At 62.6% G+C, this 15308-nt stretch carries 15 protein-coding genes; 13 read left to right on the top strand and 2 right to left on the bottom strand.

Annotation, left to right across the window (positions count from 1 at the left end):
• The first annotated feature begins 193 nt into the window (after positions 1-193).
• From ASD77_RS11520 to ASD77_RS11535, 4 genes are read left to right on the top strand one after another with little or no spacing between them, the layout of a single operon-like run.
• Entirely contained in the window at positions 194-2614 is a 2421-nt protein-coding gene (locus ASD77_RS11520; protein ID WP_055941652.1) for a class I SAM-dependent DNA methyltransferase, read from the top strand.
• Positions 2605-3780 (top strand): restriction endonuclease subunit S, encoded by a 1176-nt coding sequence (locus ASD77_RS17770; protein WP_082563267.1) that lies wholly within the window; start codon positions 2605-2607, stop codon positions 3778-3780. The genes ASD77_RS11520 and ASD77_RS17770 overlap by 10 nt, the downstream gene beginning before the upstream one ends.
• Entirely contained in the window at positions 3777-4706 is a 930-nt protein-coding gene (locus tag ASD77_RS11530) for an endonuclease NucS domain-containing protein (protein WP_055941653.1), read from the top strand. The genes ASD77_RS17770 and ASD77_RS11530 overlap by 4 nt, the downstream gene beginning before the upstream one ends.
• Positions 4707-4720: 14 nt before the next feature.
• Complete coding sequence (locus tag ASD77_RS11535) at positions 4721-5344, top strand: Fic family protein (protein WP_055941655.1); 624 nt, start codon at positions 4721-4723, stop codon at positions 5342-5344.
• Positions 5345-5355: 11 nt separating this feature from the next.
• Here ASD77_RS11535 and ASD77_RS18390 read toward each other — a convergent pair whose 3' ends face one another.
• The gene (locus ASD77_RS18390) at positions 5356-5532 is read right to left on the bottom strand and encodes a hypothetical protein (protein WP_200947393.1); all 177 of its coding nucleotides are present in this window, start codon (positions 5530-5532) and stop codon (positions 5356-5358) included.
• Between the two features lie 242 nt (positions 5533-5774).
• On the opposite strand from ASD77_RS18390, the gene ASD77_RS11545 reads away from it, so the two are divergent.
• The 5 genes from ASD77_RS11545 (at position 5775) to ASD77_RS11570 (ending at position 12619) form a co-directional block, all read left to right on the top strand.
• On the top strand, positions 5775-8894 hold the full coding sequence (locus tag ASD77_RS11545) for an HsdR family type I site-specific deoxyribonuclease (protein WP_055941658.1): 3120 nt from the start codon (positions 5775-5777) through the stop codon (positions 8892-8894).
• Positions 8894-9607 carry a SprT family zinc-dependent metalloprotease gene (locus ASD77_RS11550; protein ID WP_055941660.1) on the top strand — a complete coding sequence of 238 codons (714 nt, stop codon included), beginning with the start codon at positions 8894-8896 and terminating at the stop codon, positions 9605-9607. The genes ASD77_RS11545 and ASD77_RS11550 overlap by 1 nt, the downstream gene beginning before the upstream one ends.
• 610 nt (positions 9608-10217) lie before the next feature.
• Positions 10218-10697: a hypothetical protein gene (locus ASD77_RS11560; RefSeq protein WP_055941664.1), complete on the top strand. Its 480-nt coding sequence runs from the start codon at positions 10218-10220 to the stop codon at positions 10695-10697.
• A gap of 165 nt (positions 10698-10862) precedes the next feature.
• A complete protein-coding gene (locus ASD77_RS11565; protein WP_055941666.1) occupies positions 10863-12254 on the top strand; it encodes an HWE histidine kinase domain-containing protein in 1392 nt (463 codons plus the stop codon).
• Positions 12251-12619, top strand: a complete 369-nt coding sequence (locus ASD77_RS11570) for a response regulator (protein WP_055941668.1) — start codon at positions 12251-12253, stop codon at positions 12617-12619. Before ASD77_RS11565 ends, ASD77_RS11570 begins: the two co-directional genes overlap by 4 nt.
• Positions 12620-12674: 55 nt before the next feature.
• On the opposite strand, the gene ASD77_RS11575 is transcribed toward ASD77_RS11570, so the two are convergent.
• Positions 12675-12902, bottom strand: coding sequence for a hypothetical protein (locus ASD77_RS11575; RefSeq protein ID WP_055941670.1), 228 nt, complete (start codon positions 12900-12902; stop codon positions 12675-12677).
• A 175-nt stretch (positions 12903-13077) separates the two neighbouring features.
• Between ASD77_RS11575 and ASD77_RS11580 the strand changes: the two genes are divergently transcribed.
• The 4 genes from ASD77_RS11580 to ASD77_RS11595 are packed head-to-tail and all read left to right on the top strand — an operon-like array spanning position 13078 to position 15009.
• Complete coding sequence (locus ASD77_RS11580; protein WP_055941672.1) at positions 13078-13263, top strand: hypothetical protein; 186 nt, start codon at positions 13078-13080, stop codon at positions 13261-13263.
• A gap of 15 nt (positions 13264-13278) precedes the next feature.
• Positions 13279-13467, top strand: coding sequence for a hypothetical protein (locus ASD77_RS11585; RefSeq protein ID WP_055941673.1), 189 nt, complete (start codon positions 13279-13281; stop codon positions 13465-13467).
• Positions 13468-13499: 32 nt separating this feature from the next.
• Positions 13500-13775 (top strand): hypothetical protein, encoded by a 276-nt coding sequence (locus ASD77_RS11590; RefSeq protein WP_055941675.1) that lies wholly within the window; start codon positions 13500-13502, stop codon positions 13773-13775.
• Positions 13776-13809: 34 nt separating this feature from the next.
• On the top strand, positions 13810-15009 hold the full coding sequence (locus tag ASD77_RS11595; RefSeq protein ID WP_235578530.1) for a HAMP domain-containing sensor histidine kinase: 1200 nt from the start codon (positions 13810-13812) through the stop codon (positions 15007-15009).
• The last annotated feature ends 299 nt before the right edge of the window (positions 15010-15308 follow it).

The raw sequence follows: 15308 nt of genomic DNA on the forward strand, positions 1-15308 counted from the left end.
TGTCGCGGTGCAGGGCAACGGTTAGGCACGCACGCTATGATGATCCAGCGATGTTGCCCGCCACCGGTGCTCGCTGGAATGTGGCTGTCCGCTGGCCATCGTTTCCAGTGGCCCAGGTGCTACCACCCCTCACAGGCCTCGCGTTGCGGGGCCTTTTTTGCTTTTTAGAAACACGGAAAACTGCGAACAGAAGATGGCAATCAAGAAATCCGAACTCTATTCCTCACTCTGGGCCAGTTGCGACGAGTTGCGCGGCGGCATGGATGCCAGCCAGTACAAGGACTATGTCCTGGTCCTGTTGTTCATCAAGTACATCAGCGACAAGTACGCCGGCCAGCGCTTTGCGCCCATCACCGTTCCCAAAGGGGCCAGCTTCAAGGACATGGTGGCCCTGAAGGGCAGGCCCGACATCGGCGACCAGATCAACAAGAAGATCATCGCGCCGCTCGCCAACACCAACAAACTCGACTTGAGCGAGTACGACTTCAACGATGCCGGCAAGCTCGGTAGCGGTAAGGAGATGGTCGAGCGTCTGACCAACCTCATTGCCATCTTTGAAACCCCGGCGCTGGACTTCTCGAAGAACCGCGCCGACGGCGACGACATCCTCGGCGATGCCTACGAATACCTGATGCGTCACTTCGCTACCGAGAGTGGCAAGAGCAAGGGCCAGTTCTACACGCCGGCCGAAGTCAGCCGGATCATGGCGCAGGTGCTCGGCATTCGCAGTGCGAAGACCAGCGCCGCCACGACCGTATATGACCCCACCTGTGGCTCGGGATCGCTGCTGCTGAAGATCGCCGATGAAGCCGGCACTCCGGTCACGCTCTATGGCCAGGAGAAGGATGTAGCGACCAGCGGCCTGGCGCGCATGAACATGATCCTGCACAACAACCCAGGCGCCGCAATCGTGCAGGGCAACACCCTTGCCGATCCCAAGTTCAAGGACGGCGGCGCGCTCAAGACCTTCGACTACGTCGTCGCCAATCCGCCTTTCAGCGACAAGCGCTGGAGCACGGGCATTGATCCGCTGCATGACCCTTACGGCCGCTTCGACACCTTTGGCGTGCCGCCGGCCAAGCAAGGCGACTATGCCTACCTGCTGCATATCGTCCGTTCGCTCAAGAGCACCGGCAAGGGCGCCTGCATCCTGCCGCACGGCGTGCTGTTCCGCGGCAATGCCGAAGCTGAAATCCGCAAGGCGCTGATCCGCAAGGGCTATATCAAGGGCATCATCGGCTTGCCGGCCAACCTGTTCTACGGCACCGGCATCCCCGCCTGCATTGTCGTCATCGACAAGCAGGGCGCGGCGGCACGCAAAGGTATCTTCATGGTCGATGCCAGCGCCGGCTTCATGAAGGACGGGCCGAAGAACCGTCTACGCGAGCAGGACATTCATCGCATCGTCGATGCCTTCAGCAAGCAGGACGGAAGCGACCCGCGTTACGCGCGCATGGTCGGCTTTGACGAAATCGAGAAGAACGACTGGAACCTCAACCTGCCGCGCTACATCGACAGCCAGCAGACGGAGGACCGTCAGGACATCGAGGGTCACCTCAAGGGCGGCATCCCGGTTGCCGACATCGATGCGCTGCAGCCGTACTGGGAAGTGTGTCCCAAGTTACGCGCTGCGTTGTTCAAGCCCAACCGCAAGGGTTACGTGGACCTGGCGATTGATAAGGCCGCCATCAAGTCCACCATCTATGACCATCCACAGTTCACCGCCTTCATCAACGGGATGAACGCACACTTCCAGGCTTGGCGCGATGCCGAGGCCAAGCGGCTCAAGGCGCTCAAGCCAGGCTTTCATCCCAAGGAGCTGATCGTCGATGTTGCCGAGCGTTTGCTGGCCCATTACAAGGGACGCCCGCTGATAGATGCTTACGCGGTCTACCAGCATGTGATGGATTACTGGGCGACGATCATGCAGGACGACGCCTATCTGATCGCCAGTGATGGCTGGAAGGCCATGCCGTACCGTGTGATCGAGACGAAGAAGGGAAAGAACGGCAAGCCCGACAAGCAGATCGACAAGGGCTGGGCTTGTGATCTAGTGCCCAAGCCGCTGATGGTGGCGCGTTACTTTGCCGCCGATCAGGCGGCCATCGATGCACTTGCCGCAAAGTTGGAGCAGGTGACGGCGCAATTGGCCGAATTGGAAGAGGAGCACGGCGGTGATGAAGGCGCCTATGCCGAGTTGGACAAGGTCAACAAGGCGAACGTGGCCGCGCGGTTGAAGGAGATCAAGGGTGACAAGGAGGCGAAGGCGGAGGCCGCTGCGCTGGCGGCGTGGCTGAAGCTCAGCACTCAGGAGGTCGAGTTGAAGAAGCAGGTGAAGGATGCCGAGGCCGCGCTTGATGCGGCGGTGCTGGCGCGCTACCCGAAGCTCAGCGAGACCGCGACCAAGGTGCTGGTGGTGGACGACAAGTGGCTAGCCACGCTGGACGCCGATATCCATGGCGAGATGGATCGCATCAGCCAGCGGCTTACCGCGCGGGTGAAGGAGTTAGCCGAGCGTTACGAGACGCCGTTGCCGCAGGCCGCGAATCTGGTCGCCAAGCTGGAGATGAAAGTGAATCGGCATCTAGAGAGAATGGGGTTCGCATGGGTGTGATGCTTGGATACAAGCAGACCGAAGTCGGAGTGATTCCGGAGGATTGGAATGTCGAGAAGCTTGGAAGCCATGCCACGTTCCGAACAGGGCCGTTTGGGAGTGCGCTACACAAGTCGGACTATGTATATGGTGGTGTTCCGATCATTAACCCCATGCAGATTGTTGATGGGAAGCTTGTTCCTACGCTGCGCATGACAATCTCAGCGTCCGCTGCGCAACGACTTTCTGAGTTTCGTCTATGTGCAGGTGAGGTAGTCATTGGGCGACGAGGAGACATGGGCCGCTGTGCCGTCGTCGAACCGTCGGCCGACGGCTGGCTTTGCGGAACCGGCTCGATGATTGTTCGTCCTAAAGCAACCCTTGATGGACGGTTCGTCCAGCGGGTGCTGTCAGACACCCGAACTGTTGCAGCGATCGAAGCTGCGTCAGTCGGCACCACAATGATTAATCTTAATCAGGGGACGCTTAGCAATCTCCTCATTCCATTGCCATCGCGACGCGCAGAGCAAGCGAGCATCTCCGAAGCGCTGTCCGATGCGGATGCCCTGATCGAATCATTGGAACAACTGCTCGCCAAGAAGCGCCAGATCAAGCAGGGCGCCATGCAGGAACTGCTCACCGGCAAGAGGCGTCTTCCGGGCTTCCGTGATGCTTGGAAGCTGAAGCCTCTGGGGAGTTTTCTTGCGATCCGTCACGGAAAGAGTCAGCACGAAGTTGAAGCTATCGATGGTCAATATCCGATTCTTGCGACAGGCGGAGCAATCGGTAGGGCCTCGGCCTACCTATGGGCACAGCCATCCGTACTGATCGGTCGAAAAGGAACGATAGATCGACCTCAGTACATGGACGCCCCGTTCTGGTCGGTCGACACGCTGTTCTACTCGGACGTCCATGCGCCAAACAGCGCAAAGTTCCTCTTCTATCGATTCTGCTTGATTCAATGGAAGCAATACAACGAGGCATCGGGGGTTCCGAGCTTGAACGCCAAGACAATCGAGCAGATCGAGATCGAAGCGCCGCAGCCAGACGAACAAGCTGCCATTGCCAGCGTCTTGACCGACATAGATCGCGAGATACAAGCGCTGGAAGGAAAGCTCACCAAAGCCCGCCAAATCAAGCAGGGCATGATGCAAGAACTGCTGACTGGAAGGATCCGCCTCGTATGAAACACTACTACCGCGTGATGTTGGGTCGGAAGAGCATCCACGCCAAGGAATGCTTTGCCGGTGGCTTCATCGGCTCCGGCTTCGGTGACATCCAGCGCGATATCGCCCGCGATCTGACCGATGACTTCCGTGCCTTCAACCGGCACTTCATCCCCGAGTTGCAGCAGGAATGGCCCGATCGCTCCAAGATCGCGCTGGGCCTGTGGTGCGGATTCACCTGGACTATCTGCAAGGGCGTCCGTACCGGCGACATCGTCCTCAGTCCCGACGGCACGGGCAGCTACCGCGTGGGCGAAGTCACGGGCGACTACCTGTATGTGCCCGGAGGCGTGCTGCCGCATCGCCGTCCTGTGCGCTGGTTGCCGGCCAGCATCGCCCGTGCCGACATGAGTGATGCGCTGCGTAATTCGGCCAGCTCCATCGGCACCGTCTCGGACGTGTCCCGCTACGGTGCGGAACTCGAGCAATTGATCGGCGGTGTAGCTGCTCCCCTGCTGGTCGCCACCGATCCGGCAGTAGAGGATGCGACCTCCTTTGCCCTGGAGCGGCACCTGCAGGACTTCCTGGTCGACAACTGGGCCCAGACTGACCTGGGCCGCCAGTACGACATCTATGCCGAGGATGGCGAACCGGTGGGCTCGCAGTACCCGACCGATACCGGGCCGCTGGATATCCTCGCCGTGAGCAAAGACAAACGCACTTTGTTGGTGGTGGAGTTGAAGAAGGGCCGGGCCAGCGATGCGGTGGTCGGGCAGACCCTGCGCTACATGGGCTATGTGCAGGACGAGTTGGCGGAGGCCGACCAGACGGTGCGCGGGGTGATCATCGCGCTGGAAGATGACCAGAAGATCCGTCGCGCGCTGATGATGACGCCTGCAATCGACTTTTACCGCTACCAGATCAGCTTCAAACTGGTGAAGGGCTGACGGAGCAACGCCGGATGAGCAATCGCTACCAAGTCGATGGTCCGCAGGGCGCGATGCAACCGGGCTCCGATGACCAGGTGCTGGCCAACAAGCTGGGCATCACCAGTGCCGACGAGATCGCCGAGGCGGAGCTGCTGCTGCTGGGGCAGCTGTACGAAGCGGTATTGATCGACAGTCTGCCCGACCGCACGCTGTTGGTCGCCGACCTGACGACCTGGCATCGGCGCTGGCTGGGCAATCTCTACGACTTCGCGGGTGCCCTGCGCACCGTCAATGTCAGCAAGGGCGGCTTCCTGTTCGCCAATGCGGCGCTTGTGCCGAAGTTGTTGCAGGATTTCGAGCGCGATTGCCTGCAGCGCTACACGCCCTGTGAGGGGCTGGATGAAGCCGGGCTGGCGCAGGCCATTGCCCTGTGCCATGTCGAACTGATCCTGATTCATCCTTTCCGCGAGGGAAACGGCCGCGTGGCGCGTCTGCTGGCGGATGTGATGGCGGTACAGGCCGGACACGAGCCCCTCGACTACAGCACGTGGGACGCCGACAAGGAGCGCTACTTTGCCGCCATCCGTCACGGGCAGGGTGGCGACTATGCGCCGATGCAGAGGCTGGTGACGCTGGCGCTGGGAACGGAGGGGTGATGCCGAGGGAGCTACTTGGCCAGGACCAGAGAGCGCAGCCGGGTCGTCTTGTCGCCGGAGGGGCCGTCGCGCAGCAGCTTTTCAAGCATGCGTACGGGCTTGCCCGTCTCAATGGCCGTGGAGCTGGCCACGGCACGGAAGATGGCCTGCTTGCTGGGCGTCTTGGCGGGGAGCGGCTTGCGGGCCATGGGATTCACCGGCGACAGGGACAGCATAATTATACCCGTATCCGCAGGGGCAAGGCCGGCGGCGGGGTTTGCGGGCATCCGTGCCACGTTGCAGGGGTTCATCCAGGGGTGACCATGACACATCGTTGTCCTGAAGGGATTTCTTGCTGTATCGGGGGCGCGGCGTTGGGCCCCGGCATGGCCCGGCGGGATACGTCTGGCGTCAGGTTGTTGATGCCAGACGCACCGCTGGGAGCCATGACATGAACTTCGTAGGTGCCCCCGAGCGCGCCACCCAGAACCGCATCGTCGCGCTGTTCCGCGATCAGCTGGATTACACGTATCTCGGCGACTGGTCTGACCGCGACAACAGCAACATCGAGGAAGCTTGGCTGGGCGCGTGGCTACGCGGCCGCGGCCACAGCGATGCGCAAATCAATATCGTCCTGCACCGGTTGCGCACCGAGGCAAACCACCACGGCCGCAGCCTGTACGACAACAACCAGGCGGTCTACAGCCTGCTTCGGTACGGCGTCCAGGTGAAGACAGAGGCCGGAGAAGTCACCGGGAACGTCGATCTTGTCGATTGGCAGCAACCGGATGCCAACGATTTCGCCATCGCCGAGGAAGTTACGCTCAAGGGTGGCTTCGAACGGCGCCCGGATCTGGTGCTCTACGTCAATGGCATTGCCATCGGCGTGATCGAGTTGAAAAACAGCCGGGTGAGCATCGGCGAAGGCATTCGCCAGAGTCTGTCCAACCAGGAGCCCGAGTTCAATGCCTGGTTCTTCAGTACGGTGCAGTTCGTGTTTGCCGGCAACGATTCCGAGGGGTTGCAGTACGGCACGATCAAAACACCCGAGAAGATGTTCCTACGATGGAAGGAGGACGAGCACGACAACGCAGGCTTCAAGCTCGACAAGTATCTGCTGAAGATGTGCCGCAAGGACCGCTTGATCGAGTTGATGTACGACTTCGTGCTCTTTGATGGGGGCATCAAGAAGCTGCCCCGCGTCCATCAGTACTTCGGCATCAAGGCTGCGCAGGAACACATACGCCAGAAGAAGGGCGGGGTCATCTGGCATACCCAGGGCAGTGGCAAGAGCATCGTGATGGTGCTGCTGGCCAAGTGGATCCTGGAGAACAATCCGCATGCCAGGGTTGCCATCGTCACGGATCGCGACGAGCTCGACAAGCAGATCAAGGGCGTATTCGAAGCGGCAGGCGAGGCGATCTATCGCACCAGAAGCGGCCGTGACCTGATGAGGCAGCTTGCCCAAGCGTCGCCTCGCCTGTTGTGTTCGTTGGTGCACAAGTTCGGATTGGAGTCCCGTGGGCGGGACGAAAAAGCCTTTGAAGCCTTCATCAAGGAGCTGGAAGCGCAGCCTGGCCCTGCTGTGGGGGAGGTCTACGTGTTTGTCGATGAATGTCACCGTACCCAGAGCGGTCGCCTGCACAAGGTGATGAAGGCGTTGCTGCCCCATGCGGTATTCATCGGCTTCACTGGGACGCCATTGCTGAAGAAGGACGCGCAGACCAGTCTGGAGGTGTTCGGCAGTTACATCCATACCTACAAATTCAGTGAGGCGGTGGAAGATGAGGTCGTGCTGGATCTCATCTATGAGGCGCGCGATATCGATCAGCACCTGGGGTCGCAGGACAGGATCGACGCCTGGTTCGAGGCGAAGACGAAGGGCCTGAATGACTGGCAGAGGGCCGAACTTCGGGCGAAGTGGGGCACGATGCAGAGCGTGCTCAGTTCCAAGGCCCGCATGGGCCGTGTGGTGGCCGACATCGTGTTCGATTTCGGCGTCAAGCCACGTCTGTCGAGTGAGCGCGGCAATGCGATCCTGGTGGCCTCCAGCATCTTTGAAGCGTGCCGCTACTACCTGCTGTTGCAGGCCACGCCACTCAAGGGCAAGTGTGCGCTGGTGACCTCATACGATCCGGAGGTCAGGAACGTGACGCTGGAGGAGACAGGCGCCAATACGGAAACCGACAAGCAGATCATCTACAGTACTTATGTCGAACTGTTGCAGGATGTGACCGCCAAGCGGCCGATGAGCAAGACCGAGACCTACGAGGAGTGGGCCAAGGATCGTTTCATCAAAGAGCCGGCCAACATGAAGCTGCTGGTGGTGGTGGACAAATTGCTGACCGGCTTCGATGCGCCGCCCTGTACGTACCTCTATATCGACAAGTCGATGCAGGACCACGGCCTGTTCCAGGCGATCTGCCGAACCAACAGGTTGGATGGCGAGGACAAGGAGTTCGGCTACATCGTCGATTACAAGGATCTTTTCAAGAAAGTGGAGAACGCCATTGCGGTGTACAGCGCTGAGTTGGACCACAGCGCCGGCGGCGCCGAATCGGAGGTGATGCTGCAGGATCGCCTGAAGAAGGGGCGCGAACGATTGGATCAGGCGCTCGAGCAGTTGCACCTGCTGTGCGAGCCGGTGGAACAGCCTGCAGGCGAGCTGGAGCATATTCATTACTTCTGCGGCAATACCGAGATTGCCAGCGACTTGAAGGAGCGCGAGCCGCACCGGGCGGCCCTGTACAAGGCCACGGTCGGGCTGGTCCGTGCGTATGCCAACATCGCAGACGATCTGGCGGCGGCGGGCTATCAGGCCCATGACATCCAGCGCATCCAGCTGCGCCTGAAGCACTACGTCAATGTGCGCGAGATAGTTCGCAAGGCGAGCGGGGAGTCCCTTGATGTCAAGCCTTTTGAGGCCGACATGCGGCATCTCCTTGACACGTACGTGCATGCCGACGAGCCGAGGAAGATATCGCCGTTCGATGATATTGGCCTGCTGGAGCTCATCGTGAAGACCGGTATTGCCGCTGCGATTGCGCGCGAGCTTGGCGGGCTGAAGGGAAACAAGGCAGCTGTCGCCGAGACCATCGAGAACAATGTCCGGGGCCACATCCTGAAAGAGCAGGCGAGCGATCCTGCATTCTATGAGCGGATGTCGGCATTACTCGATGAAGTAATTCGTCTTCGCAAAGAGAAGGCCATCCAGTACGAAGAGTACTTGAGACATATTGCCGACATCGCAAAGCGAGTGCAGGCCGGGCATGCCGAGATTATTCCGCCGGCGCTCGACTCCCCGGGCAAGCGCGCGCTTTACAACAATATCCCGATGCCGTCATTGGATTCGGCTGGAGGGCATGTGGCGGATGAGCATGCTCAGTACGCGGATCCCAAGTTGCGCATGGTGGTTGCGTTGGATGAGGCCATCAAGCGTGTGCGTTATGACGACTGGCGTGGCGTGCAGTCGCGTGAGCAGATCATCAAGGCTGCCCTATTTGAGGTGCTTGGCGATGAGGCAGAGGTTGAGAGAATTTTCCTTGTCGTCAAACAGCAAGCTGAGTACTGATGGCGACAAAGCTCAATCTTGGTGAGTTTGTGCTCGAAGTGGTGCGCAAGCCGATCAAGCACTTGCACCTGAGTGTGTATCCGCCCGATGGGCGGATACGTATTGCCGCGCCTGAGCGAATGGCGCTGGAGGCCATTCGGCTGTTCGCGATAACCAGGCTTCCCTGGATAAGGCGTCAGCGACAGAAGATGCAAGTGCAGCCGCGCGAGACCCCGCGGCAGTATCTTCAGAGAGAGAGTCACTACGTCTGGGGGCGGCGCTACTTGCTCAATATTGTCGAACATGACGCACCGCCTGTTGTGGAATTGAAGCATCGTGAATTGCAACTTGGCGTACGGCCAGGAACCGATGCGGATCGGCGTGGCGAAATCCTTCAGGAGTGGTATCGGGGCTTGGTGAGGGCGGCAGTCGAGCAATTGCTGGCGAAGTGGGAGCCGCTGCTGAAAGTCAGGGTCAGCAAAGTGTTTGTTCAGCGCATGCGAACAAAATGGGGTAGCTGCAATCCCGCGGCCCGGAACATCCGGCTCAATACCGAGTTGGCAAGAAAGCCGCTCGACTGCCTCGAATACATCCTCGTCCACGAGATGGCCCATATCCGGTATCCAACGCACGGTCCCCGCTTCATCGCTTTGATGGATCAAGTGCTTCCGCAATGGCGGGATGTGAGAGATTCCCTGAATCAGTTGCCATTACGTAGTGAAAATTGGGGCTGAGCTTGTAGGTAGCCGCGTCGCAAGTTGACGCCGGCTGATCGCAAGCTTGTTGGCAGTACTGACGAGAGGCTACGTGCCGTCTGCCGCGTTGCCGTCATCGGTCCTCGGAGCGCACCCCTGGTCCGCCACCCTGGGCGATCTGGCCGGCGAACTGGACGCTTTGCTGGGCGATCTGAGGTGGCAGGCGAAGGGCTAGGGGGCTGGCCGGGATGACGATAGACGGAATTCCCTCTACTCACACAAGGCCTGACGCTTCACGCGATTTGGCTGGCTCAACACACAGTAAGCCTCACGCGTCAGACATTTCGGCTGGCTCAACACACAGTAAGCCTGACACGTCAGGCATTTCGGCTGGCTCAACACACACCAAGCTTGGCGAGTCAGGCAAGGTGGCTGTTTCAACACATACTAAGCCTGAGCCGTCAGGCTTTTTGGCTGGGTCAACACATACAACGCCTGACGCACCAGCCTATTCGCCCCGATCGAGATCGTTCGCATGAGAAATCCAACATTAGTGCGCGCAACGTCGCATTGATGCTTGTGCGCGCTACGCTGCACCTGCCGGTCGGACCCGGCCGGCATGACCAAGAACATAACTAAGGACAGACCCATGACGCAGAACCGCATCAGCCTGACACTCGGTGCCGAGACCGTAGAGCGCATCCTTGCTTCCATCACCGCACTGGAAGCCGACCTCCAGAGCCTGATAGCCCTCACCAACGACGAGCGCCGCGACCTCTTCAAGATGGGCGCCAAATCGCAAGCCTTCTGCACCACGGCGCTTGCGGTCGCTGAGCAGCACCCAGGCATCATGCCGCGCGATTTCGACATCGCGGCGTTCCGTCAGGACCAGATGGCGCTCGACGCCCTGCGTCCGTGTTCCCTTCGTCTGGCACAGCTGCACCAGCGCGTCACCGATACCGAACTCGCTCTCGGCAGCGACCTGATGGCTGCTTCGCTGGAGGTTTACGCCGTCATCAAGGCTGCCGGCAAGGACAAGGGCGTGGATGACGCCCGCGACGCCCTGGCTGCGCGCTTCGTTCGTCGCCGTGCGGTATCGCCCGGCACACCCAACCCGCCCGAGATCTGATCGCGCGCGCACGCAGGCACACCCAAGGCCCCGCATCGCGGGGCCTTTCGTTTGTCCGCTTTCTGAACAGCAGCCTCCGCAGGCGCTGCATCCCTGCCAAGTTTCACGGGTCCCCCACGCCGGGTGACGATAAGGTGAGGTGACGCCATCGGAACCCCACGCGCCATGGACAACTCCTTGATGGCAGGCGGCCTGCACGCACCGGCGGAGCAGCGCCTCCGCCTGTACGAAACCCTGCTGCAGACCACGCCCGACCTGGTCTACATGTGGGACCTGCAACACCGCTTCACCTACGCCAACGCCGCGCTGCTGGCCATGTGGGGCAAGACCTGGGACGAGGCCATCGGCAAGACCTGCCTGGAACTCGGCTACGAACCCTGGCATGCCGCCATGCACGACCGCGAGATCGACCAGGTCATCGCCACCCGCGCCCCCGTGCGCGGCGACGTGCCGTTCAACGGCACCAACGGCCGCCGCATCTACGACTACCTGCTGGTGCCGGTGATCGGCCCCGGCGGTGAGGTCGAAGCCGTCGCCGGCACCACCCGCGACGTCACCGAACGCAAACGGCACGAAGAAGCCCTGCGCAAGAGCGAAGAACGCCTGGCCGCGATGGTCGATGCCAGCTCCGACATGGTCTACCGCACCAACCACGACTGGAGCGAAGTGGACGTGGTGGGCGGCAGCGAACTGCTGGGCCCGCACGGCTCGCTGACCCCCGACTGGCTGGACGTGCTGATCCACCCCGCCGACCGCACCCTGGTGGCCGACGCCGTCGCCCACGCGCGCGCCACCCGCACCCCCTTCAGCGCCGAGCACCGCGTGCGCAACCACGAAGGCGGGTGGTCGTGGGTGTCCTCGCGCGCCGTGCCGATCCGCCCGATCGGCGGCGAGATCACCGAATGGTTCGGCGCCGCCACCGACATCACCGCGCGCCGCCAGCACGACGAACACCAGCGCCTGCTGCTCAACGAACTCAACCACCGGGTCAAGAACACCCTGGCCATCGTGCAGTCCATCGCCCTGCAGACGCTGCGCAACACCGACAACGTGGCGCTGGCCTACGACCGCTTCGAATCGCGCCTGCACACGCTGACCCAGGCCCACGACATGCTGACCCGCAAGCACTGGGTGCGCGCGCCGATCGAAGAGATCGTGCGCACCGCCATCGCCCCGTGCGTGCAGCAGGACACCTCGCGCTTCGACCTGGTCGGCCCGCCGATCGACCTGGACCCGCAGCGCGGCCTGGCCCTGACCATGGCCCTGCACGAGCTGTGCACCAACGCCATGAAGTACGGCGCGCTGTCGGCCGAGGGCGGACGTGTCGACATCCACTGGACGCGCGAACGGCGCGAGGGCCGCGACTGCCTGGTGCTGGTGTGGGAAGAAGTCGGCGGACCGCCGGTGGTCGCACCGGCGCGGCGCGGGTTCGGCTCGCGCCTGATCGAACGTGGCCTGCGCCACGACCTGGGCGGCCAGACCTCGCTCGATTTCCTGCCCACCGGGGTGGTCTGCCAGATCACCGCACCGCTTGCCAAAGAAGGAGTTGCCGCATGACCACGGAAGCCGCCCCCACGCGTGTCTTCATCATCGAAGACGAGTTCATGCTGGTCATGCTGCTGGAAGAACTGCTGCCCACGCTCGGCTACGAAGTGGCCGGCACCGCCGCATCGCTGGACCAGGCGCTGGGTCAGTTGCCGGCGCTGGACACCGACATGGCGGTGGTGGACGTGAACCTGGCCGGCACCGAGTCCTTCCCGGTCGCCGATGCCCTGCGCGAGCGCGGCATCCCGTTCCTGTTCACCACTGGCTACGGACAGGAAGGATTGCCGGAGCGCTTCGCCGACACCCCGGTGCTGGCCAAGCCGTTCCGCCGGCACGATATCGAAGCGGCGCTGGCGCGGTTGCAGGCCACGCGCTGAGCGCGGCCGCCGTCGCGGCGCGGACATAGATAACGCGAGAGGGGAAGCGGAGCGGCTACGCGGGCGACTGCGTGGACTCGCCGTGCACGTAACTCACGCCCAGGTGACGCGACAGCGCATGCAGGCGACGCAACACCGCAGAGCGCAGGTGCATCGGTGCGCCATCGTAGACCTGCGTCCACAGGCTGCGCAGAAACCGGTGCGGGTCGCCGATATCGGCGCCGGAGCGGACCAGGATTTCCGCGTCGGACAGACGCGCATCGATACGTTCTTGGCAAAGCATGAGACCGATGCTGCGTCGGTCGTCGTGAAAATACCGTGCGCGCGGCGTCAACATGTTCAGCGCGCAGTCGTGTTGGCGCCCTAGCGTGACTGCCTGCTGAAAATCCAGGCCCCTTCCTCACGGATCGCCAACGTCGCCATGGCCACGCTGGACCCTCGCAAGCGAGGAATCCGCCATGGATCGCAAGAGCCAGGACGCCACACCCGTGGTGCCCAATCATTTTGAACAGCAGCGTCGTCCCGACGGTGCCGCCGTGCCCGGCGAATCGCCCGGCAAGCGCACCAATGACGAACGCAACGATCCCGAGCGCGAACCCGGCACGACCGACGGACAGCCTCGCCACCATCCTCCGCAGATCTGAAGACAAGGAGCACGCATGACACCCCTCGACAAACCGCTGCGACGCGAACTGACCATCGGCGAGCAGGCCTACACGCTCACGATCGATCCCACCGGCCTGAAGCTGGTGCAAAAAGGGCGCCGCAACGGCGTGGAAATGCGCTGGGCCGACCTGGTCACCGGCGATGCCACACCGGTCGCCACGCCGCAGGCGCCTTCCCTGTAGTCGCGCCGCTGCCGGCGCGCAGGAGCTCCGACATGAACCCGATCACCGCACACGGCACGCCCCAGCCCAGTACACCGGGCACGCCGACACCGCCCGGCCGGCCCACGCCGCCGGGTACGCCGTCCGAACCGGGCACGCCCAGCACGCCGGGCACGCCGAGCGATCCGTACCACCCGGAGGAGCAGGACCCGCCGCCGATGCCGCGCGATCCCGGTGATCCGGACGATCTGCCGATCGGCCCGGATCAGCCCGCCGACACGCAGATCCACATCGATGACCCGCGCGATCCGCGCAGCATCGCCGACTGACGCGCACCTGCGTGTCGCGAAGGGAGGGAACCGGATGAGCACCGTCACTGCCACGACCGTCAACGCCACGACCTGGAAGCAACGCCACGGAGTGCCTATGCGACTTGCCGACTTCATACAGGCCAACGCGCCGCGCATCCTCGACGACGCGGTGGAGTTCGCCGTTACCCAGGCGCCCGCCGGCGCCAACTTGAACGTAAAACGCCTGCGCAACGACATTCCCAAGATCCTGGGAGAGATCGTGTTGGACCTGCGCACCGACCAGAGCCCGGACCAGCAGATGGCCAAGGCCCACGGCCGCGCGCCGGCGACCGAGGGGCCGGAATCGGCGGCCAGCCGCCACGGCCGCAGCCGCGCCGACGACGGCTTCGGCGTCAACCAGATGATCGCCGAGTACCGCGCCCTGCGCGCCTCGGTGCTGCGCCTGTGGGCGCTGGACGAGGCCCTGGCCGCGCACGCCATCGACGACATGATCCGCTTCAACGAAGCGATCGACCAGGCGGTGGCCGAATCGCTGGTGGAGTTCTCGCGCACGGTGGAATCGTGGCGCAACGTCTTCCTCGGCGCACTGGGCCACGACCTGCGCGGCCCGCTGACGGCGGTGGTGGGCACGGCCGACCTGCTGGTGGACAGCACCCGCGACACCCCGCACGCGCGGCAGGCCGAGCGCATCCTCAACGGCGGCCTGCAACTCAGCCGCCTGGTGGACGGCCTGCTCGACTACAGCCAGAGCACGCTGGGCGGTGGCATGAAGCTGCAACGCGCAGCCTGCGACCTGCGCCAGGCCCTGACCGACGAAACCGAACTGCTGCGCGCCACCCTGCGCGAGGCATCCATCTCGCTGCAGGTGGACGGGCAGACGCACGGCAACTTCGATGCCGCGCGCATCCGCGAGGCGGTGCACAACCTGGTCACCAATGCCGCGAAGTACGGCGACCAGGCCGCCGAGATCCGCGTGTCGCTGGCCGGCCACGCCGACCGCGTGGTGATCGCGGTGACCAACGCGGGCGAGCCCCTGTCCGGCGACGCGCTCAACGCCTTGTTCGATCCGCTGCGACGCGGCTCGCGCATCGCCCACAAGGGAGAACACTCGAGCCTCGGCCTGGGACTGTTCATCGTGCGCGAGATCGCCACCGCGCATGGTGGCGACGTGACCGCCCATGTCGACGCCGGCACGACGACGTTCGTCATCACCCTGCCGCGGGATGACGCACCGGCCATCTTTCCAGCGTAAGCGGTGGGTCATGCGCAGTGATCGCGAGCGGACGCGCCGCGTCGTGGTTCCTTTTCCCTGCAGGCGGGGAGAAGGAACACCGTCGTCATCGCGCTTGGAACTGCGGTTCCTTCTCCCTGTGAACAACGGTGAGAGGGGGCCGAAGCCAGCCCCGTACTTGATAAGGGGACGGATGAGGGGCGCTTTTAGCTTCAGTCCGCATGAGGACGAGGCATCCTCATCCCATCATCGGCACGACACCGCGCAAGACGGATACATGCGTCGTCACGGTCACCACCGCGCTCGCCCCTCATCCGCCC

It is taken from the genome of Pseudoxanthomonas sp. Root65, from assembly GCF_001427635.1.
Taxonomy (GTDB): Bacteria; Pseudomonadota; Gammaproteobacteria; order Xanthomonadales; family Xanthomonadaceae; genus Pseudoxanthomonas_A.